Origin of the sequence: Pseudomonas sp. 203-8 (assembly GCF_020708595.1) — a bacterium.
Taxonomy (GTDB): domain Bacteria; phylum Pseudomonadota; class Gammaproteobacteria; order Pseudomonadales; family Pseudomonadaceae; genus Pseudomonas; species Pseudomonas aeruginosa.
Genome location: NZ_JAJFDF010000006.1, coordinates 433,133 through 453,996, shown reverse-complemented (window position 1 = coordinate 453,996; position 20,864 = coordinate 433,133). Strand labels below are relative to the sequence as shown.

Sequence of the window (20,864 nt, the reverse complement as noted above, 5' to 3'; positions counted from 1 at the left end):
TGGAGTTTTCGTCAGATGACAAGGACCGGTGACCTACAAGCAGGCCCAGGTGCGGTATGGCATCCAGGGCCGGTCGACGGTTCTGGTATGGTTGCGCAAGCATGGTCGGCAGGATTGGAGCCAAAGGGCGTCGATTCGGGCCGAGAGGAGTTGCGCGATGTCTGACCCCAAAACGCTCACTCCAGAGCAGCGGATCAAAGAGCTTGAGCAGCAGCTTGAGTTGATGAGCCAGAAGGCTCAGTTCTTCGAGACCGTCGTCGATGTCCTGAAAAATGATTACGGTGTATCGGTCGTAAAAAAGCGATCCGGCAAGTCCTCTCGCAAGGTCAAGTCGCAGGACTGAGCATTGCCAGGGCTTGTCAGTTTCTTGGCATGAGCCGACAGGCTTACTACAAGCGCAATCGAGCTGCTGATAGCAAAGCACGCCAGGCAGATCGGGTTGTCGAATTTGTTCAACAAATCCGGATACGTCAGCCACGACTAGGCACACGAAAGCTGCACTATCTGCTGCATTGCCAGCCTGATAGGCGGCTCCAAATTGGCCGAGACCGACTATTTCAGGTCCTGGGAAAGCGCCGTTTGCTGGTGTTGCCCAAGCGGGCGTATCACAAGACAACACAAAGCTTTCACCGCTTCTACCGCCATCCGAACCTACTCAAGTCAGGCCCGAACCAGGTTGTCCCGTCAGGACCGGAGCACGTTTGGGCGGCGGACATTACTTACCTGCCAGCCAGTAGCGGCCCGCTGTACCTAAGCCTGGTAACGGATGCGTATTCCAGAAAAATTGTTGGCCACCGTGCATGAAAGCCTGCATGCCAAGTCAGTTGCACAAGCCTTTAGGCAGGCCCTACGCAAACGGCAGCGTCGCCAGTCACTGGTCCACCACTCGGATCGCGGTATTCAATATTTCTCGGCGCTGTATCAGTCACTGCATGCACGGCATGGCGTCCAGTGCTCGATGACTGACGGATATGACTGCTACCAGAACGCGCTAGCTGAGCGCATCAACGGGATCCTCAAAACAGAGCTGCTGCTGAGTAGCCCTGAAAATCTGGAGCAGGCAAGGAAGATGGTTGCTGAAGCCGTGCAGATCTACAACACAGAGCGGCCTCACATGGCCCTGAAAAACAAAACGCCCGATGCGGTGCATCGGGCGTTTTGAGGCCTATCGGCCTACCTGAGCAGGTGTAAACCTATTTCAGGACTAGACAAGACCTGCCTCACCGCCACCCGCTCCGCCGAGCAGCACCTGTCCCTCGCCGCAGAGACCAGAGCAACCGATCCTGTCCGGCCGGGAATGGCACCCAAGGCCGGGGCCAGATGGAGGGTCGATCGGCGGATAGTTCCTCGGGGCTGGCCGTTTCACGTCTATAGTTCTGCATGCTCGGATGCCGTTCCTACCAGGACTCCCACAGGAGCAACAGGATGCGCTCATGGCATGGCGTAGTCACGAAAATCGCCAAGCAAGGCAAGGGCGCCGTGGTCAAGAATCGACTCGGCCCGGAAGAGCTTCTGGTGCCCTTCACAGTGAGTACGCTCGTCGAGGTCGACCTGGACGCAAGGATCTACGGAACGGATGTGGACGACACGCCCTGGGCGGAGGGCGACGAACGAAAGGAGGTGCTGGTCGGTACCGAAGTAGAACTGCTGACCGATACGGATACCTTTCCTACCCATGCGTCCCAGGTGCTCAGCGCCAATTTCCGTTTCGCCCTCGACATCGTCAAGGGAGGGCTCAGCGGCCCGGTCAGGAAAGGGGCGGTCCTGGTCATCTACCACGACTTCCAGCAGGAGATCCGGAGAGGCGACTCCGGCAGCGCCTTCGCGGAGGCGGTCGTCGCCTATGCGCGGAACAAGCTCTACAAGCCGGCCTTCGCGATCAAGGCAGATACCAACTACGCCCAGTTGGTTCGGGATCTAGGCAAGGTTGCCGCGGAGAGCGGCGAACAGTACTTCATCGATACGATCCTCATCGCCACCCACGGCACGGCTGGCCAACTCTGGCTGGGCAACCCCCACGGCGAGAGCACCGCGGACGTCATGGCCCGGCGTGTCCAGGGCAAGCAGTTCGTCGAGCCCCAGGCCTTTGGTGCGACCCTTCTCGAACTGTTCGGCAAGGAACTGGCCATCGCCCTCTACGGGTGCGACTTCGCCGGGGACGAGGACGGAGAAGCGGCGGCCCTCGAGCTGCGCATCGCCGCCAACGCGAGAGCGGTCTACGCCGGCAAGGGCACGGTGTATCTCAATGCCAGCAAAGAGGGTCGTTCCACGGTGACCTGCAGCAAGGCGATGGTGGTCTACCGGACCGACAAGATCGAGGTACTGGGTGGAAACCAGGTACCGGTATTCGATATCTGAGGCCCCGCCCCGCACTGTCATTGCCGATTGACCAGGATCTTCGGCCCCAGACGCTCCGCCTCGCCCCTGGCCTTTTCCCTGGGGAGAGCCTTAAGATCGGGAGTCCGCACTGGGGCGGACCTTCTCTTCCTGCGGGTGGTTTCTCCGGATGCTTCCAGACAGCATGGTGGGTAGCAGCGCGCGGCGCCTTCGTTTGCGGCGGACGCGCGGGCGTGTCGGGCTCGGCCTGGTGGCCGGGCTGTCGGTACTGGCAGGCATGACCGACGCCATCGGTTTCCTCGCCACCGGCGACTTCGTTTCCTTCATGAGCGGCAACACCACGCGCCTGGCGGTATCGCTGGGCGAGGGCGACTTCGGCGGGCTGGTGCGGCTGAGCGTCGCCCTGGCCAGTTTCGTCGTCGGCAACGCGCTGGGAGTGATACTGGCGCGCTTCAGCGGGCGCCGGGCGGCGCCGATCCTGGTCTGCTGCGCGATGCTGCTGGCGTTGTCGGCGGTCTGGCCATTCGACTGGAACGTGCCGGCGCTGGTCGCCGCGATCCTCGCCATGGGCATGCTCAACGCCGTGGTCGAGCAGGTCAACGGCCTGCCCATCGGCCTGACCTACGTCACCGGCGCCCTCTCCCGCTTCGGCCGCGGCCTCGGCCGCTGGCTGCTAGGCGAGCGGCGCAACGGCTGGCGGGTGCAACTGGTGCCCTGGAGCGGCATGTGCGTCGGCGCGGTGCTCGGCGCCCTGCTGGAACAGCAACTGGGCCTCGCGGCGATGGCGGCGAGCGCAGCGCTGGCGGCTCTTCTCGCGTTGCTGGCACTGGTGATTCCGCGGCCATGGCAGATGGACTATATGGTGCGTTGAGCGGCCACTGCGGGGTTTGCCGCGTGCCACGACGGCCCGACGAATCCCCGGAACGGAGCGCAGCACTTCTTGACCTCGCCTGGAACCATTCAATAGGATGCGTGCACACGCACTTATATGGAGTGGCGAGCCGATGAACCGCAGCGCCCTGGATTTCCGCCACTTCGTCGACCACCTGCGTCGCCAGGGTGACCTGGTGGACGTGCACACCGAGGTCGACGCCAACCTGGAGATCGGCGCCATCACCCGCCGGGTCTACGAACGCCGCGCACCCGCCCCGCTGTTCCACAACATCCGCGACAGCCTGCCCGGCGCGCGGGTACTGGGCGCGCCGGCCGGCCTGCGCGCCGACAGGGCCCGCGCCCATTCGCGCCTGGCGCTGCATTTCGGCCTGCCGGAACACAGCGGGCCGCGGGACATCGTGGCCATGCTGCGCGCCGCGATGCGCGCGGAACCGATCGCGCCGCGCCGGCTGGAGCGCGGGCCGGTGCAGGAAAACGTCTGGCTCGGCGAGCAGGTGGACCTGACCCGCTTCCCGGTTCCCTTGCTCCATGAGCAGGACGGCGGGCGCTATTTCGGCACCTACGGTTTCCACGTGGTACAGACGCCGGACGGCAGTTGGGACAGTTGGTCGGTGGGCCGGCTGATGCTGGTGGACCGCAACACCCTGGCGGGTCCGACCATTCCCACCCAGCACATCGGCATCATCCGCGAGCAATGGCGCCGCCTGGGCAAGCCGACGCCCTGGGCGATGGCCCTCGGCGCACCGCCGGCGGCACTCGCGGCGGCCGGCATGCCGTTGCCGGAGGGGGTCAGCGAAGCCGGCTACGTAGGCGCCCTGGTCGGCGAGCCGGTGGAGGTGGTGCGCACGCAGACCAACGGCCTGTGGGTTCCGGCCAATGCCGAGATCGTCCTGGAGGGCGAGATCAGCCTCGACGAAACCGCGCTGGAAGGCCCGATGGGCGAATACCACGGCTATTCCTTCCCCATCGGCAAGCCGCAGCCGCTGTTCCACGTCCATGCGCTGAGCTTCCGCGACCAGCCGGTCCTGCCGATCTGCGTCGCCGGCACGCCACCGGAGGAAAACCACACCATCTGGGGCACCATGATTTCCGCGCAACTGCTGGACGTGGCGCAGAACGCCGGACTGCCGGTGGACATGGTCTGGTGCTCCTACGAGGCGGCGACCTGCTGGGCCGTGCTGTCGATCGACGTGCAGCGCCTGGCGGCCCTGGGCACCGACGCCGCGGCCTTCGCCGCACGGGTCGCCGAGACCGTCTTCGGCTCGCATGCCGGACACCTGGTGCCGAAGCTGATCCTGGTCGGCAACGACATCGACGTCACCGAGATCGACCAGGTGGTATGGGCGCTGGCGACCCGCGCGCATCCGCTGCACGACCATTTCGCCTTCCCGCAGATCCGTGACTTCCCGATGGTTCCCTACCTCGATGCCGAGGACAAGACACGAGGCAGCGGCGGTCGGCTGGTGATCAACTGCCTGTACCCGGAACAGTTCGCCGGGCAAATGCGTGCCGCTACGGCGTCGTTCCGCCACGCCTATCCGACGGCGCTGCGCAGGCGAGTCGAAGAACGCTGGAGCGACTACGGATTCGCCGACGCCTGAGCGCTACAATCCCCGCCCTGGCGAAAGAGGATCGAGGAAGGTGACCGGGCCAATGACCGAGACGAACGCACTGGGGCTGCCCCAAGGCCCGCTGTACCTGATGACGGAGATCGTCCGCCAGCGCGAACGGCAACTCACCGCCCTGCTTGCCCCTCTCGAACTGGGGCTGCATGAATGGCGTGCGTTGCGGATCATCCACGCCTTCGACGGTGACGTGCCGATGAGCGTGCTCATCGAGCACTCGCAGACCGACCGCACCGCGCTGGGCCGGACCATCGAACGGCTGGTGCGGCGCGGCTGGGTCAGCCGCCTGCCGGACCCGGACGACGGTCGCGCCGTGCTGGTGCGCCGCAGCCCCGCGGCACAGGCGGTGTTCGAGCAGGCCCTGGCACAGGTCGCAGGGCTCGACGAAAGGCTGCTGGCGGCTCTCGGCGCCGGCCCGGAAGAAGAGGCGCTGACCCTCGCCCTGGGCAAGTTGCTACGGGCCTTCGACGGCTTTCCCGCGTGACGCAATAGCCTTTCGAGGGCATTTCCGGGTTTGCGAAGCAACTCTCATCCCGGTCATGGACTGTCCATCCGGCCCCACATTTGCTGGCCGATTGATAGCATGGGCGACCTTCGCAAGCCCATTCGACCCGCAATGCCACGACCCCCGCACACCACCCTGCTCCTCTGCCTTTGCCTGATCCTGCCCGGTTGCGAGAGCGGCCGCAGCTACAGCCTTTCCGACAGCGCGCCGGCCACGGGCATCCGCATCCAGCGCGACGACCGCTCGCCGTTGCAGCGCCTGCGGGACTGCGAACGCCAGGGTTGCAGCGAGCGGCAGAAGATCGACCCGTTCACCCCCGATCCTGACTACCTGCGCGCGGAAGGCCACTTCCCGCTGCCCTGGTAAGCTTCCCTCTTCGCCCGTTCCCGACGGGCTTTTTTCCGTTCCCGACAGATACCCTCAACTGCCCTCAGCGCTTTCCTACGCACCAAGAAGGAAAGCCTCTCGCCTCTCTCGGAACGAGCCGATTTCTCGGCAGTCGCCGTTCGCATTCCATTGGTCACCCAACGGCAACGAGGATCGGCCATGACTGGATTGCCCTCGCATGGCAACGGACGCGCCCCCGGCGCCTGCCCATGTCCGGCCCTACCCGCCCCACTCCGAGGACTGAAGATGAACGACTACATCGCCCGGCTGCGCGAGAAATACGACGACCATTTCGGCTGTGCGCCGAGCATCGTCCTGGACTGCCGTGACTTCTGGAGGCACTGCGTGACAGCACCGGAAATGGCGGTGTTCGGCTACCGCCTGGAAAGCAGCCGGCGCCCGCACCACGTGGTGATCACCGCGGGGATGAGCCAGGCACGGATGCACTTCGCGCCCTATATGGGCAGCGCGCGCTGGTCGAGCGAGCTGATCTGCTACCTTGACGTCCTCGGCGGTGAGGACCTGCGCCACCTGCAGTGGCTCGCCGGCCTGCCGTTCCACGAACGCCTGGCCCTCGGCCACGGACACAGCGTGGCATTCGGTTTCCCGCTCTACGAGCACAGCCTGCTGCGTCACTTCCTTCTCCTGCCGACCCCGCTGGGCGAAGATGCCGCCCTGTTCGACGGTTTCGACCTGTCCGCCCATCCGGTCGACCTGCTCTGGGTCGTGCCGCTGACCGAGCAGGAATACCAGGTGAAAGTGAACAAGCACCTGGAAGGCATCGCCGAAGTGCTGAACGACGCCGGACATCCGCTCAGCCTCGACCGGCATCGCCATTGCTACGTCACCGGCCAACGTCCGGAAGGGTTCGAGCGGATACTGCATTAGGTCGCCGGGCAACCGGAGCAAGAGGCCCGTCGCCAGGCCCTACCTTCGTCGGGGAAGCCGGCGATGACGTTTTTCAATCGGTTCGATGCCGTTTTCCCCGCTTGCCGATCCGCTCGCCGTCTACGATTCTTGCTGGACGTGAGAACGGCTCCGGAGGGGCGCGTATGAAAACCGTGGCACAACTGTTGAACGCCAAGCAGAACCAGCAGGTGTACACCATCGGAGCGGACGAGATGGTGCTCGACGCCCTGCGCCTGATGGCGGAAAAGAACATCGGCGCGCTGCTGGTGGTGAACCATGGCGAGGTGGTAGGGGTGGTCAGCGAGCGCGACTATGCGCGCAAGATGGTCCTCAAGGGCCGTTCGTCCATCGGTACGCCGATCAGCGCGATCATGAGCGCGCCGGTGGTCAGCGTGGACTCGAAGCAGAGCGTCGACACCTGCATGAACCTGATGACCGATCGCCACCTGCGCCACCTGCCGGTCGTGGAAGACGGCCAGTTGCTCGGCCTGCTGTCCATCGGCGACCTGGTCAAGGCGGCGATCGCCGAGCAGGCCGAGCTGATCCAGCAACTGGAACAGTACATCCGCGGCGACTGAAGCGTACATGCCGGACCTACCCTTTTCCCGCCGGCTCACGCGATAATCCGCGGCTGTTCCCGTTGCGAGCCGCCGCCATGTCCTCTCCGCTGAAAATCCGCCGCTACATTCCCGCCGACCGCGATGCCACCCTGGCCATCTGGCTGGAGGCCTCGCGCGTCGGCCACGGTTTCCTCGGCGAAGCCGAGTTGCAGAAGCAGAAGGCACTGGTTCGCGATCATTATCTGGATGCCTCGGAAACCTGGCTGGCGCTGGACGGCGATACGCCGCTGGGCTTCATCGGCCTGCTCGATGCCTTCATCGGCGGCCTGTTCGTCGCCCCGACGGCCCACGGGCGCGGGATCGGCCGGCAACTGGTGGAGCACGCGGCAACCCTGAAGGGCGCGCTGGAAGTCGAGGTCTACGCCGCCAACCGCGAGGCGCTGGGGTTCTACGCGCGCTGCGGCTTCGTCGAGAGCGGCCGACGCCCGCGTGATGACGAGGGACGCGCGCTGGAGATCGTCCAGTTGCGCCGCGAACACTAGTCGCCCTTGCGGAAAGCGCTCGGCGAGACGCCGCTCAGGCGCTTGAAGAAACGGGTGAAGTAGGCCGGCTCGCTGAAGCCGAGGCGGTCGGCGATCTCGTTCACCGTCATCGCCGTGTAGACCAGGTCGCGCTTGGCCTCCAGCAGCAGGCGCTGGTGCACGATGCCCAGTGCGGTCTGCCCGCTGAGGCGGCGCGCCACGCTGTTCAGGTGTGCCGGGGAGATGCCCAGGCGACGCGCGTACTCGTCGATTCCCAGGTGCTCGCGGAAATGCCGCTCGACCAGTTGCGAAAAGGCCGATAGGTATTCCTGACCACGACCCGGCCGTGCCTCCGCCCGCCGGACCATCACCTGCCGCCCCAGCCATACCGCCAGCACGCCGATCAGCGACTGCAACAACAGCTCGCGCGCCGGCGCAGCGCCGGCGTACTCGCCGTCTATGGCGTCGAACAGCGTGTCGATATAGCGCCGGTCCGCGCCCACCGGGTACAACCCCGGCGCCTCCAGCGCCTGGCGCTGCGCGCCGAGGTGCGCCTGCAAGCGGGCCAGCAACGGTGCGGCGAGCGTCAGCACGTAGCCGTCGATGCGCTCGGAGAACTGGAAGCCATGGATGCACAACGGCGGTACGAACTGGATGGAAGGCTGCTCGACGCGAGTCGGCTCGCCCTCGACCTGGAGCTGCGCCCAGCCCTTGCGCACGTAGAGCAACTGAGCGAGATCGGCGTGCCGGTGCGGCTTGATCTCCCAGTCGTGCAGGCGACTGCGGGCGGGGATCGACTCGCAGTGCAGCAGGTCCGGGGTCGGCCATTCGAGGGGAGCGCCGTAGAGCTTGAACACCGGGACGTCGCGGATGGAATCCGTCATCGAGCCCTCCGAGCGAAATGGCCGATTGCCGAACAGACTTTATAAAAGTCCAGAAATAGATCGGCAATTTGCCTTCTATAGCACTCCACGGCAAACAAAAATACAGCCACCTCCAGACAAGATCAGCGCCGGCGCATGCGCCGCCGGCCAGCCATAACAGCGAGAGGGCTATCCGCAATGAAGACTCAAGTCGCCATCATCGGCGCCGGTCCGTCCGGCCTCCTGCTCGGCCAGTTGCTGCACAAGGCCGGCATCGACAACGTGATCCTCGAACGCCAGACCCCGGACTACGTGCTCGGCCGCATCCGCGCCGGCGTGCTGGAACAGGGTATGGTCGACCTGCTGCGCGAGGCCGGCGTCGACCGGCGCATGGCGCGCGACGGGCTGGTCCACGAAGGCGTGGAGATCGCCTTCGCCGGGCAGCGCCGGCGCATCGACCTGAAGCGCCTGAGCGGCGGCAAGACGGTGATGGTCTACGGCCAGACCGAGGTCACCCGCGACCTCATGGAGGCCCGCGAAGCCTGCGGCGCCACTACCGTCTACCAGGCCGCCGAGGTGCGCCTGCACGACCTGCAAGGTGAGCGCCCCTACGTGACCTTCGAACGCGACGGCGAACGGCTGCGCCTGGATTGCGACTACATCGCCGGCTGCGATGGCTTCCACGGCATCTCGCGGCAATCGATCCCGGCGGAGCGGCTGAAGGTCTTCGAGCGGGTCTATCCGTTCGGCTGGCTCGGCCTGCTCGCCGACACCCCGCCGGTCAGCCACGAACTGATCTACGCCAACCATCCGCGCGGCTTCGCCCTGTGCAGCCAGCGTTCGGCCACCCGCAGCCGCTACTACGTGCAGGTGCCATTGTCGGAGAAGGTCGAGGACTGGTCCGACGAGCGCTTCTGGACGGAACTGAAGGCGCGACTCCCGTCCGAGGTGGCGGAGAAACTGGTGACCGGACCTTCGCTGGAGAAGAGCATCGCGCCGCTGCGCAGCTTCGTGGTCGAGCCGATGCAGCATGGCCGGCTGTTCCTCGCCGGCGACGCCGCGCACATCGTGCCGCCCACCGGCGCCAAGGGACTGAACCTGGCCGCCAGCGACGTCAGCACGCTCTACCGGCTGCTGCTGAAGGCCTACCGCGAAGGGCGCGGCGAACTGCTGGAACGCTACTCGGCAATCTGCCTGCGGCGGATCTGGAAGGCCGAACGCTTCTCCTGGTGGATGACTTCGGTGCTGCATCGCTTCCCCGACACCGACGCGTTCAGCCAGCGCATCCAGCAGACCGAACTGGAGTACTACCTGGGCTCCGAGGCGGGCCTGGCGACCATCGCCGAGAACTATGTCGGCCTGCCCTACGAGGAAATCGAGTAGGCCGCGCCACCCCGGCGCAACGCCGGGGCACCTTTCCCAAGGCGGGACGCAACGTTGGCGCAGGCGAATATCGACGAAAGACGGCCCACGGATCGATTCTCCCCGGCACCTGTCCTACCCCAGGCGCAGTATGATGCCCGCTGCCTTCGCGTTCCGTCCGCCCCAGGTGCCGTCTTGTCCGATCTCGCCCAGAACCCGCCCGCCGTCCGTACCGTCCTCGCCGGCCTGATGCTGTCGATCTTCCTCAGCGCCCTCGACCAGACCATCGTCGCCGTCTCCCTGCCGGCGATCTCGGCCGACTTCGCCGACCTCGACCTGCTGGCCTGGGTGATCTCGGCCTACATGGTGGCGATGACCGTATCGATGCCGATCTACGGCAAGCTCGGCGACCTCTACCGCCGCCGCCGTCTGATGCTCTTCGCCATCGTCGTGTTCACCGCCGCCTCGCTGCTTTGCGGGCTCGCGCAGAGCATGGGCCAACTGGTGCTGGCGCGAGTGCTGCAGGGGATCGGCGCGGGCGGGCTGATGGCGGTGAGCCAGGCGATCATCGGCGACATCGTCCCGCCGCGCGAGCGCGGCCGCTACCAGGGTTACTTCAGCAGCATGTACGCCATCGCCAGCGTCGCCGGCCCGGTGCTCGGGGGCCTGCTCACCGAGTACCTGTCGTGGCGCTGGGTATTCTGGATCAACCTGCCGATCGGCCTTCTCGCGCTGGCCATCTCGCGGCGAACCCTGGTCGGCCTGCCGGTGCCGCGCCGGCAACCGGTGATCGACTACCTGGGCATCGTGCTGATGGTGGTGGGCCTCACCGCGCTGCTCCTGGCCATCACCCAGATCGGCCAGGGCGCAGCCTGGAGCGACCCTGCGCTGCTCGGCCTGTTCGCCCTGGCGGCGCTCGCCCTGCTGCTGTTCGTCGCCCAGGAGCGGCGCTTCCGCGAACCGCTGGTGCCGATGCAACTGTTCGCCGTCCGCGCCGCCACCCTCAGTTGGCTGGTTGCGTTCTTCGCCAGCTTCCAGGCCATCTCGCTGACCGTGCTGGTACCGCTGCGCTACCAGAGCGTTACCGGCGCCGGCGCCGACAGCGCCGCGCTGCATCTGCTGCCGCTGGTCATGGGCCTGCCGCTGGGCGCGTACTGCTGCGGGCGGCTGACCGCCAGCCTGGGACGCTACAAGCCGCTGACCCTGCTCGGCGCCGTCCTGTTGCCCTGCGGCATCGCCGGCCTGGCCCTGGTCCCGGTCGGCGACCACTGGCTGTCCGGGCTGTGCATGCTGCTCACCGGGATCGCCATCGGTACCCAGTTCCCGACCAGCCTGGTGGCCGCGCAGAACGCCGTGGAGCAACGCCACATCGGCGTCGCCACCAGCAACGCGACGTTGTTCCGCTCCCTCGGCGGGGCAGTCGGGGTGGCGCTGATGTCGGCGATCCTGCTGGCCCTGCTCAAGCACCTGCGGATCGGCGGCGGGCTCGACCAGGGCTTTTCCGAGAGCGCCCTGCTGAGCAGCCTGGACGCCGCCAGCGGGCCGGCCCGGGTGATCCTCCAGCATGTCCTCGCGGATGCCTTCAAGGTGCTCTTCCTGGTCAACGCGGCGGTGGCGCTGCTCGGCCTGGCGGTGGCCTCGGCACTGCCCGACATGACCCTGCGCGGCCGCGGCGCGACGCAACCGACGGCAGGCGAGTGAGCGGACGCCGATAATCGAACGCTTTCGTCCCGTCGGCGACGGCGTCCGGTTTACAAAAGTAACCGTTCGGTACATTTTCCCGGCATCGATGACATCATTGCTGTGGAGGCTGCGCCATGACGCGCACGGTACTGGTCCTGAACGGCCCCAACCTGAATCTGCTCGGCACCCGCGAGCCACAGACCTACGGCCGGCGGACCCTGGGCGAAATCGCCGACGAATGCGCGGCCTTCGCCGAGACGCGCGGCTTCGCCGTGGACTTCCGCCAGACCAACCAGGAAGGCCAACTGCTCGACTGGATCCACCAGGCCCGCGGCCGGGTCGCCGGCATCGTCATCAACCCCGCCGCCTGGACCCACACCTCGGTGGCGCTGCGCGACGCCCTGGCCGCGGTGGAACTGCCGGTGGTCGAAGTGCACCTGTCCAACGTCCACCAGCGCGAAGCGTTCCGCCACCACTCCTACGTCTCGCCGGTGGCGCTGGGAGTGATCTGCGGATTCGGCAGCCTCGGCTACCGCCTGGCCCTGGAACATTTCGCCGAGCGTTTCGAGGCGGCCGCATGAGCGCGCCGCGATCGGTTCTCGCCGGCCTGATCGGTGCCGGCATCCAGGCGTCGCGGACCCCGGCCCTGCACGAGCGCGAGGGCGACGCCCAGGGCATCCGCTATCTGTACCGGCTGATCGATCTCGACCCGCTGGGCAAGTCGGCGGACGACCTGGAGTTCCTGCTCGCCGCCGCCAGCGACCTCGGCTTCACCGGGCTGAACGTCACCTTCCCCTGCAAGCAGGCGATCATCCCCCTGCTCGACGACCTCTCCGCCGAGGCACGCGGCATCGGCGCGGTGAACACCGTGGTGCTGCGCGATGGCCGGCGCATCGGCCACAACACCGACTGCCTGGGCTTCGCCGAGGGCTTTCGGCGCGGCCTGGCCGACGCGCCGCGCCAGCGCGTGGTGCAGATGGGCGCGGGCGGCGCCGGCGCGGCAGTGGCCCATGCGCTGCTCGCCGAGGGCGTCGAGCGGCTGGTCCTGTTCGACGTCGACCCGGCGCGGGCCCAGGCCCTCGCGGACAACCTCAACCAGCACTTCGGCGCGCCACGAGCGCTCGCCGGCAGCGACCTGGCCGGCGCCCTGGGCGACGCCCAGGGATTGGTCAACACCACCCCGGTGGGCATGGCCAAGCTACCCGGCATGCCGGTGCCGGCGGAACTGTTGCGCGCCGACCTGTGGGTCGCCGAGGTGATCTACTTTCCGCTGGAAACCGAGCTGCTGCGCCAGGCCCGCGCCCTCGGCTGCCGCACACTGGACGGCGGCACCATGGCGGTGTTCCAGGCGGTGAAGGCATTCGAACTGTTCAGCGGGGTGGCGGCCGACGCCGCGCGCATGCAGGCGCACTTCGCCAGCCTGGACGACTGAATGGCACCTCTCTCCCGCCAAGGGGAGAGGGGACGGCAGTCAGGCACGGATGTAGCGCAATACCGCCTCGCCGATCATCCGCCGATGCCGCTGGCGAACCTCGGCGTCGTGCAGGTCGGTGCGGAAGATCCGCGACACGGTGTAGCGATTGGACACCCGGTAGAAGCAGAACGAACTGATCAACATGTGCACGTCGAGCGCCTCCAGCCCGGCGCGGAACACCCCTTCCGCTTCGCCGCGGCGGAGAATCTCGGCGATGCTCTGGACGATCGAGCTGTTGACGCTCTGCACCAGCTCGCTGCTGGCGATGTGCTCGCCCTTGTGGATGTTCTCGATGCTGATGATGCGCACGAAATCCACGTGCCGGTCGTGGTAGTCGAAGCTGAACTCCACCAGCTTCTCCATCGCCTTGGCCGGAGGCAGCGCACCCAGCCGCAGGGTGCCCTCGATACCGCGGATGTCGCTGTAGAGCTTCTCCAGCACGGCCTGGTAGAGCTGCTCCTTGCTGCCGAAGTAGTAATAGATCATCCGCTTCGAGGTATGCGTGCGCTCGGCGATGGCGTCGACCCGCGCACCCGAGAGGCCCTGGGCGACGAACTCGTCGATGGCGGCGCGGAGGATGTCCTGGCGGGTCTTCTCGGGATTGTTCTTGCGTCCCTTGCCGCGCGGAGCGGATTCCTCCACGAGGGCGTGATCAGGCTTGGACATCGGTGACTCACTCGTGGCCGGCGGGAATTGCGGCCGATTATGCGGGGCCCGCCCGGCTGTAGGAAGAGCACCTGCCGGAGCCCCGACAATTCTCACAGCTTGGCCCGGCGCACACCCCGCCGCGCTTGCGCCATCGCCGCCAGGCGCACCGGCACGTTGGCCGCGCCGTAGCCGGCGTAGCCGTGGCGGCGCTGGAGGATCTCGAAGAAGAAGCGTTCCTCGAACGGCTCGGTGAACACATGGAACAGCTCGCCGCCCTGGGCGTCGCGGTCGTAGAGAACGTTGTAGTAGGCCAGTTCGCTGAGGAACTCGTCGTCGAAGTCGAAGCGCGCGGCGAGGTCGTCGTAATAGTTCAGCGGGATTTCCAGCAGCGCGACCCCGGCCTCCTTGGCCTGGGCCACGGCGGCGAAGATGTCGGCGCAATCGAAGGCGATGTGGTGCACGCCGGAACCGCGATAGCTGGACAGCGATCGGGCGATGGCGGTGTTGCGGTCCTCGGAAATGTTCAGCGGCAGGCGCACGCTGCCGCAGGGGCTACGCACGGCACGGCTGGTGACCAGGCCATAGGGGTCGGGCAGCACCACCTCGTCATCGGCGCCGAAGTCGAACAGGCTCTTGTAGAACAGCACCCAGCTGTCCAGGCCTTCGGCGGGCAGCGCCAGGGCCACGTGGTCGACGCGTCGCAGGCCGAGGCCGGAGGTGTCGGCGTCGTTCGTCACGAAGTCGCTGTCGTAGATGCTGCGGCCCTCGGTGTGCCGCTCGACCAGATACAGCAGGCTGCCGTCGAGGGCGCGCACCGCCGGGATTTCCCGCTCGTTGGGGCCGAGCAGTCCGCGGTACGGCTGGCCTCCGTACGCACGAGCGCGCTCCAGCGCCTGGCCGGCGTCACGCACGCGCAGCGCGGTGGCGCACAAGGACGGTCCGTGGGCCTCGAAGAAACCGTGGGCGAAGGAATAGGGCTCGGCGTTCAGTACCAGGTTGATGTCGCCCTGGCGCAACAGGCTGACATTCTTCGAACGGTGCTCGCCGGCCCTGGCGAAGCCCAGTCGTTGCAACCACTGGCCAAGGCGCGCGCCGAGCGTCTCGTCGACGGCGAACTCGAGGAACTCGATGCCGTCGCAGAGGCTCGCCGGCGGCGGCGCGAACAGCTCGTCCACCGCCACGTGCGGCGTCTGGCGTTGCAGGTGCTCGCGGGTCTTCTCCTCGAGGTAGAGCAGCGAGCGCAGGCCGTCGACGGCGTTGGCGCGGGTCGGCGCGGCGCGGAAGCCGTCGTTGAAGACCTCCAGCGACAGCGGACCGCGATAGCCGGACGCGACGACCGGCGCGAGGAAGCCTGCCAGGTCGAAGCCGCCCTGACCCGGGAAGCAGCGGAAGTGCCGGCTCCATTCCAGCACGTCCATTGCCAGCAAGGGCGCGTCGGCCATCTGCACGAAGAAGATCTTTTCCCCCGGAAGATCGGCGATGCCGCGGGGATCGCCGTCCAGCGAGAGGGTGTGGAAGCTGTCGAGGATCAGCCCGAGGTTCGCCTGGTCGGCCCGCCGCACCAGGTCCCAGGCCTGCTCCCAGGTGTTCACCTGGCGCCCCCAGGCCAGCGCCTCGTAGCCGATGCGCAGGCCGCGGACGGCGGCGCGCTCGGCCAGCTGCCGGAGGTCATCGGCCAGCAGCGCCGGTTCGCCGAGGGCATCGGCAGCGACGTTGCTGCACACCAGCACCAGGTCGGTGCCGAGTTCCTGCATCAGGTCGAACTTGCGTTCGGCGCGCTCCAGGTTTCGCCCCAGGCGTTCCCGGCGGCAGCCCTCGAAGTCGCGGAACGGCTGGAACAGCAGGATCTCCAGGCCCAGGTCGGCACACAGCCGGCGTACGTCGCGCGGGCTGCCGTCGTAATGAAGCAGGTCGTTCTCGAAGATTTCCACCCCGTCGAAACCGGCGGCGGCGATGGCCTCGAGCTTTTCCGGCAGGGTGCCGCTCAGGGATACGGTGGCGATCGAACGCTGCATGCTTCGACTCCTCAATGCGCCCTACGGCGCCTGGCGCCGCGCGAGGGCCGGCGGCGGAACGGCGGAGGCGCGGATAGCCCGCGCGGGATGCGCCGGGAAGCCACTTCGGGTCGCTGAGACCGCTCGCCCGGCAAGCCGATTATTGGTTTGCGCCAACTGCCGGGCAACGCAAAATGTACGAACTGGTTAGTATTCCGTTCGAATATCGAACGGAAGCACGATTATCGAATTGACGCTTTTTCAACCAATCACGCACCATCGCTGCCACCCGTGCAGGCCGTCCCGATCTGCCGGAAGCGCTCCGCGCTTCTTTCCGGGCACCTGCGCAACCCACGCGACATAACAATTTCAAGAATCGGGTACCCGCTCATGTCCATCGCCGACCTCTCCGTCCGCCCTCCATCCCGTCCGCTGGCCGCTCGTCCGGCCCGACCGCCCCTGGCCCGCTGACACCGGCGCGGCCCCTGGCCCGCCCGCGTGCAACCCAGAACGACAAATCCAGGCCGGGCGCCCAGGCGCCGGCCGCCGAAAGGATGGCCCCGTCAATGATCCACTCTTCCAGCTCTCGACTGCTCGCCGCCGACGCCCCGCGGGAATCCCGCGGCGGCAGGATCCGCAACGCCTTCGCCGTCGGCCGGACGCGCTGGGGCATGCTCGCCCTGGTGTTCTTCGCCACCACCCTGAACTACATCGATCGCGCCGCCCTCGGCGTGATGCAGCCGATCCTGGCCGAGAAGATGAGCTGGACGGCGATGGACTACGCCAACATCAACTTCTGGTTCCAGGTCGGCTACGCCATCGGCTTCATCCTCCAGGGCCGCTTCATCGACAAGGTCGGGGTCAAGCGCGCGTTCTTCCTCGCCGTGTTGCTCTGGAGCCTGGCCACCGGCGCCCACGGCCTGGCGACCTCGGCGGCGGGCTTCATGGTCTGTCGCTTCATCCTTGGCCTGACCGAGGCGGCCAACTACCCGGCCTGCGTGAAGACCACCCGCCTGTGGTTCCCCGCCGGGGAACGGGCGGTGGCCACCGGCATCTTCAACGCCGGCACCAATGTGGGCGCGATGGTCACCCCGGCCCTGTTGCCGCTGATCCTCGGCGTCTGGGGCTGGCAGGCGGCGTTCCTCTGCATGTCGGCGCTGGGCATGGTCTGGCTGGTGTTCTGGTGGCGCAACTACTACAACCCCGAGGAGCATCCGCGGGTGAAGCAGAGCGAGCTGGAATACATCCAGCAGCAGGAGGAGCCGCCCGCCACCCGCGTGCCCTTCTCGCAGATTCTCCGCCGCCGCGGCACCTGGGCCTTCGCCCTGGCCTACTCGATCACCGCGCCGGTGTTCTGGTTCTACCTCTACTGGCTGCCGCCGTTCCTCAACCAGCAGTACGGCCTGGGCATCAGCGTGACGCAGATGGGCATCCCGCTGATCCTGATCTGGTTGACCGCCGACTTCGGCAGCGTCGGCGGCGGCATCCTTTCGTCCTGGCTGATCGGCCGCGGCATGCCGGCGATCCGCGCGCGCCTGCTATCGATGCTGCTGTTCGCCTGCACCATCGTCGGCGTGGTGTTCGCCGCCAACGCCAGCGGCCTGTGGATCGCCGTGCTGGCCATCGCCCTGGCGGTCGGCGCGCACCAGGCGTGGACGGCGAACATCTGGAGCCTGGTGATGGACTACACGCCCAAGCACCTGATGAGCACGGTGTTCGGCTTCGGCGGCATGTGCGCGGCGCTGGGCGGGATGTTCATGACCCAGATCGTCGGCGGCGTACTGACCGCGACGAACAACAACTACGCGGTGCTCTTCACCATGATCCCGGCGATGTACTTCATCGCCCTGACCTGGCTGTACTTCATGGCTCCGCGCCGGATCGAAGCCTGAGTCCAAGCGCCCGGCGCTCGCCGGGCACCTCCCTGCCTAGAGAACAAGAACGAAGGGACACACCCATGTCGCACCCGAGCCACGTCCGCGCGCTCTGCGCTTCCCTCTGCCTGGGCGCCGGCCTGCCAGTCCATGCCGGGCACGTCCACGCCGGGCAAGGTTTCCTCGAAGACGCCAAGGCCAGCCTCACCGCGCGCAATTTCCACCTGCACCGCAACTTCGTCGGCGATGCCAGCCAGGGCAAGGCCGAGGAGTGGACGCAGAGCTTCATCCTCGACGCCCGCTCCGGCTTCACCCAGGGCAGCGTCGGCTTCGGCCTCGATGTCCTCGGTCTCTACAGCCTGAAGCTGGATGGCGGCAAGGGAACGGCCGGCACCCAACTGCTGCCGATCCACGACGACGGCCGCCCGGCCGACGACTTCGGACGCCTGGCGGTGGCCGGCAAGCTGCGCGTCTCGAACAGCGAACTGAAGATCGGCGAATGGATGCCGGTGCTGCCGATCCTCCGCTCCGACGATGGCCGCTCGCTGCCGCAGACCTTCCGCGGCGGCCAGCTCAGCGCCAACGAGATCGCCGGCCTGACCCTCTACGCCGGCCAGTTCCGCGGCAACAGCCCGCGCAACGACGCAAGCATGCAGGACATGTCGCTGTTCGGCCGGCCAGCCGCCACTTCCGACCGCTTCGATTTCGCCGGCGGCGAATATCGCTTCAATGGCGAACGCAGCCTGCTCGGCCTGTGGAACGCCGAGCTGAAGGACATCTACCGCCAACAGTACCTGCAACTGCAACACAGCCAGCCGCTCGGCGACTGGCTGCTGGGCGCCAACCTCGGCGGATTCCGTGGCCGCGACGCTGGCAGCGCGCGCGCCGGCAAGCTCGATAACCGCACCGTTTCCGCGCTGTTCTCCGCGCGCTACGGGCTGCATACCCTCTATCTCGGCCTGCAGAAGGTCAGTGGCGACGACGGCTGGATGCGGGTCAACGGCACCAGCGGCGGAACCCTGGCCAACGACAGCTACAACGCCAGCTACGACAATCCCGGCGAGCGCTCCTGGCAACTGCGCTACGACTTCGACTTCGTTGGCCTCGGCCTACCCGGCCTGACCTTCATGACCCGCTACCTGCATGGCGACCATGTGCGCCTGGCCGGAGTCACCGACGACGGCAGCGAATGGGGACGCGAGAGCGAGCTGGGCTACACGCTGCAGAGCGGCGCCTTCAAGCGTCTCAACGTCCGCTGGCGCAACTCCAGCCAGCGCCGCGACTGGGGCAGCAATACCCGCTTCGACGAGAACCGGCTGATCGTCAGCTATCCGCTGAGCCTGTTGTGAAGCCTACGCGCCGACCCCGTTGCGTTCAGCGGCCACGGCGCCAGGCGACCACCAGGCCGCTGGCGCAGATGACGAGGATGCCGAGCAGCGCCCAGGCATCCGGCACGTGGCCGAACACCAGCAGGCCGAGCAGGCCGGCGAAGATGATCTGGCCATAGCTGAACGGCGCCAGGGTCGCCGGCGGCGCATGGCGGAAGGCCTGGGTCAGCAGCAGGTGGCCGCCCATGCCGCAACCGCCCAGGGCGATCATCATCAGGCCGTGGAGAAGACTTGGAGTCTGCCAGAAGAACGGCACCAGCAGGCTCATGATGAGCGTGTTGAAGATGCCGGCAAGGAAGTTGCTGGTGGTCGGGCTGTCGCTGTTGGCGAGCATCCGCGTGAGCAGTTGGTAGAGCCCGAAGCACAGCGCCGAGCCGAGCGGGAACAACGCCGCCGGGGTGAACAGCGCGCCACCGGGACGCACGATGAAGAGCACGCCGATGAAGCCGGTGAGCACCGCCAGCCATTGGCCGAGGCTGACCTTCTCCTTCAGCAGCGGCACGGATAACGCGGTCACCAGCAGCGGTGCCAGGAAGTTCACCGCGGTCGCCTCGGCCAAGGGCAGGTAGCGCAGGCCGGTGGTGAAGAACAGGCTGGTGCCGATCAGGCACAGCGCCCGCGCCAACTGCATGAGCGGACGGCGGCTGCGGATCACCGCGAGGCCGTTGCGCGGCACGAACACGGCGACCATCAACAGGGTGTGCACCAGGTAGCGGGCCCAGACCACCATGACGATCGGGTAGAAACCGGAAAGGAACTTGGACAACCCGTCGTGGCTGGCGAACAGGAACACCGCGGCACAGATCAGCAGGATGCCGCGCAGGGTCTGGTCGCTGGCGGGCAGCGGGGAGGTGGATGCGTTCATCGGAGGGTCCGGGCACCAGGGCAAATCGATAGCAGGCTATTTATTCTGACGGTACCCGCCATCGAGGAAAGAAACGATCGGCTTCAACGTTTGGAAACTATAGAACCCCGTTCCATTATGCAAACGGGCAACCTGCCTGCGCGGTGGCGCTACAGGCGGGCGAGCAGCGCCCGGGTCCGCTCGATCGCCAGCCGCGCCCGCTCCGCGCCATCCACGCCGCGCGCGAGCAGATCCAGCGCGGGCACCTCCAGGCTCAGCGGCAGGTTCTCCGGCAAGGCGCGCAGCAGCGCCAGCAGATCGAGCCCGCCATCGCCAGGGAAGCGCCGTTCCTCGCGGGCCTGGCGAAGGATTTCGTCCATCGACGTCGGACGCGGCCCGACGACATCGCAGAGTTGCGCGTAGCCCAGGCGCGCAGGCGGGATCGCCCGCAGGTCTTCCAGGCTGCTGGCCGAGCGGTCGAAATGGAAGGCGTCCAGCAACAGGCCGGCGTTATCCCGCGCCGCCGCCTCGACCACCCGCGCGGCCTGCCGCAGGTCGCGGATCCCGGTCCAGGGCATGAACTCCAGGTGCGGGTCGAGGCCGAGCGGCCGCGCCAGGTCGCACAACGCGGCGAAATTGTCCGCGCTGCGCCGTTCGTCGTCATCGTTGCCGGCCACCAGCACATAGCGCGCGCCGAACTCGGCGCCGACCTCCAGCACCGCGGCGAACTCGCCGACGCGGGTGTCCGGACGCAGGCGCAGGATCTCCACGTCCAGCGTGCGCACTCCGCTGTCGCGCAGCCGCGCCAGGGTCCGCCGGCGCAGGCCGGCATCGGCCAGCAGCGGATAGTGGTGCTCTTCCACGGTGGCCGGCACCAGGCGCAGGCCGACATGACTGTAGCCGGCGCGGGCGGCAGCCTCGACCATGTCCGGGGGCGACAGCTCGAGCACGGTGAGCGCCGCCAGGGAAAGAATCCTCGATTCCATGCACTACCTC

The 20,864-nt window shown here is 67.0% G+C and carries 19 protein-coding genes and 1 pseudogene; 15 read left to right on the top strand and 5 right to left on the bottom strand.

Translation table 11 applies throughout. From position 1 onward, the window contains the following. Nucleotides 1-19: 19 nt before the first annotated feature. From LJF27_RS16875 to LJF27_RS16835, 9 genes and pseudogenes are all read left to right on the top strand, one after another. Nucleotides 20-1,162, top strand: a pseudogene (locus LJF27_RS16875) (IS3 family transposase); the annotation flags it as partial. A gap of 263 nt (nucleotides 1,163-1,425) precedes the next feature. After that, entirely contained in the window at nucleotides 1,426-2,358 is a 933-nt protein-coding gene (locus LJF27_RS16870; RefSeq protein WP_003106171.1) for a hypothetical protein, read from the top strand. Nucleotides 2,359-2,521: 163 nt separating this feature from the next. Beyond that, entirely contained in the window at nucleotides 2,522-3,208 is a 687-nt protein-coding gene (locus LJF27_RS16865) for a YoaK family protein (protein WP_003106170.1), read from the top strand. Between the two features lie 133 nt (nucleotides 3,209-3,341). Then, nucleotides 3,342-4,832 (top strand): UbiD family decarboxylase HudA, encoded by a 1,491-nt coding sequence (gene hudA / locus LJF27_RS16860; RefSeq protein ID WP_023117237.1) that lies wholly within the window; start codon nucleotides 3,342-3,344, stop codon nucleotides 4,830-4,832. Nucleotides 4,833-4,872: 40 nt separating this feature from the next. After that, complete coding sequence (locus tag LJF27_RS16855) at nucleotides 4,873-5,340, top strand: MarR family winged helix-turn-helix transcriptional regulator (protein ID WP_078465419.1); 468 nt, start codon at nucleotides 4,873-4,875, stop codon at nucleotides 5,338-5,340. A gap of 99 nt (nucleotides 5,341-5,439) precedes the next feature. Next, nucleotides 5,440-5,727, top strand: coding sequence for a hypothetical protein (locus LJF27_RS16850; protein ID WP_025921215.1), 288 nt, complete (start codon nucleotides 5,440-5,442; stop codon nucleotides 5,725-5,727). Nucleotides 5,728-5,994: 267 nt separating this feature from the next. Then, nucleotides 5,995-6,636 carry a suppressor of fused domain protein gene (locus LJF27_RS16845; protein WP_003084105.1) on the top strand — a complete coding sequence of 214 codons (642 nt, stop codon included), beginning with the start codon at nucleotides 5,995-5,997 and terminating at the stop codon, nucleotides 6,634-6,636. Between the two features lie 164 nt (nucleotides 6,637-6,800). After that, nucleotides 6,801-7,235, top strand: coding sequence for a CBS domain-containing protein (locus LJF27_RS16840; protein ID WP_003112686.1), 435 nt, complete (start codon nucleotides 6,801-6,803; stop codon nucleotides 7,233-7,235). A 77-nt stretch (nucleotides 7,236-7,312) separates the two neighbouring features. After that, complete coding sequence (locus LJF27_RS16835; RefSeq protein ID WP_023090236.1) at nucleotides 7,313-7,759, top strand: GNAT family N-acetyltransferase; 447 nt, start codon at nucleotides 7,313-7,315, stop codon at nucleotides 7,757-7,759. Here the strand turns inward: LJF27_RS16835 and LJF27_RS16830 are convergent. Next, nucleotides 7,756-8,622, bottom strand: coding sequence for a helix-turn-helix domain-containing protein (locus LJF27_RS16830; RefSeq protein ID WP_003123837.1), 867 nt, complete (start codon nucleotides 8,620-8,622; stop codon nucleotides 7,756-7,758). The genes LJF27_RS16835 and LJF27_RS16830 overlap by 4 nt on opposite strands. Nucleotides 8,623-8,799: 177 nt before the next feature. Here LJF27_RS16830 and pobA point away from each other — a divergent pair, with 177 nt between their 5' ends. The 4 genes from pobA (at nucleotide 8,800) to LJF27_RS16810 (ending at nucleotide 13,078) form a co-directional block, all read left to right on the top strand. After that, nucleotides 8,800-9,984: a 4-hydroxybenzoate 3-monooxygenase gene (pobA, locus tag LJF27_RS16825; protein WP_003121662.1), complete on the top strand. Its 1,185-nt coding sequence runs from the start codon at nucleotides 8,800-8,802 to the stop codon at nucleotides 9,982-9,984. A gap of 174 nt (nucleotides 9,985-10,158) precedes the next feature. Next, nucleotides 10,159-11,664 (top strand): MDR family MFS transporter, encoded by a 1,506-nt coding sequence (locus LJF27_RS16820; protein WP_023117240.1) that lies wholly within the window; start codon nucleotides 10,159-10,161, stop codon nucleotides 11,662-11,664. 116 nt (nucleotides 11,665-11,780) lie between these two features. Further along, nucleotides 11,781-12,227, top strand: a complete 447-nt coding sequence (gene aroQ / locus LJF27_RS16815) for a type II 3-dehydroquinate dehydratase (protein ID WP_003106162.1) — start codon at nucleotides 11,781-11,783, stop codon at nucleotides 12,225-12,227. Beyond that, nucleotides 12,224-13,078 (top strand): shikimate dehydrogenase, encoded by an 855-nt coding sequence (locus LJF27_RS16810; RefSeq protein ID WP_023117241.1) that lies wholly within the window; start codon nucleotides 12,224-12,226, stop codon nucleotides 13,076-13,078. Before aroQ ends, LJF27_RS16810 begins: the two co-directional genes overlap by 4 nt. 39 nt (nucleotides 13,079-13,117) lie before the next feature. Here the strand turns inward: LJF27_RS16810 and LJF27_RS16805 are convergent, their stop codons facing one another. After that, nucleotides 13,118-13,786, bottom strand: coding sequence for a TetR/AcrR family transcriptional regulator (locus LJF27_RS16805; protein WP_023117242.1), 669 nt, complete (start codon nucleotides 13,784-13,786; stop codon nucleotides 13,118-13,120). Nucleotides 13,787-13,878: 92 nt separating this feature from the next. After that, entirely contained in the window at nucleotides 13,879-15,783 is a 1,905-nt protein-coding gene (gene quiC / locus LJF27_RS16800; protein ID WP_023117243.1) for a 3-dehydroshikimate dehydratase QuiC, read from the bottom strand. 545 nt (nucleotides 15,784-16,328) lie between these two features. Between quiC and LJF27_RS16795 the strand changes: the two genes are divergently transcribed. Together LJF27_RS16795 and LJF27_RS16790 are read left to right on the top strand one after the other, a co-directional pair. Beyond that, nucleotides 16,329-17,654, top strand: a complete 1,326-nt coding sequence (locus LJF27_RS16795; RefSeq protein WP_023117244.1) for an MFS transporter — start codon at nucleotides 16,329-16,331, stop codon at nucleotides 17,652-17,654. A gap of 65 nt (nucleotides 17,655-17,719) precedes the next feature. Beyond that, a complete protein-coding gene (locus LJF27_RS16790; protein WP_003101864.1) occupies nucleotides 17,720-18,985 on the top strand; it encodes an OprD family porin in 1,266 nt (421 codons plus the stop codon). Between the two features lie 25 nt (nucleotides 18,986-19,010). Here the strand turns inward: LJF27_RS16790 and LJF27_RS16785 are convergent, their stop codons facing one another. Together LJF27_RS16785 and LJF27_RS16780 are read right to left on the bottom strand one after the other, a co-directional pair. Beyond that, a complete protein-coding gene (locus tag LJF27_RS16785) occupies nucleotides 19,011-19,889 on the bottom strand; it encodes a DMT family transporter (RefSeq protein WP_003101866.1) in 879 nt (292 codons plus the stop codon). A 149-nt stretch (nucleotides 19,890-20,038) separates the two neighbouring features. Further along, nucleotides 20,039-20,854, bottom strand: coding sequence for a sugar phosphate isomerase/epimerase family protein (locus LJF27_RS16780; RefSeq protein WP_003084082.1), 816 nt, complete (start codon nucleotides 20,852-20,854; stop codon nucleotides 20,039-20,041). Nucleotides 20,855-20,864 lie beyond the last annotated feature (10 nt).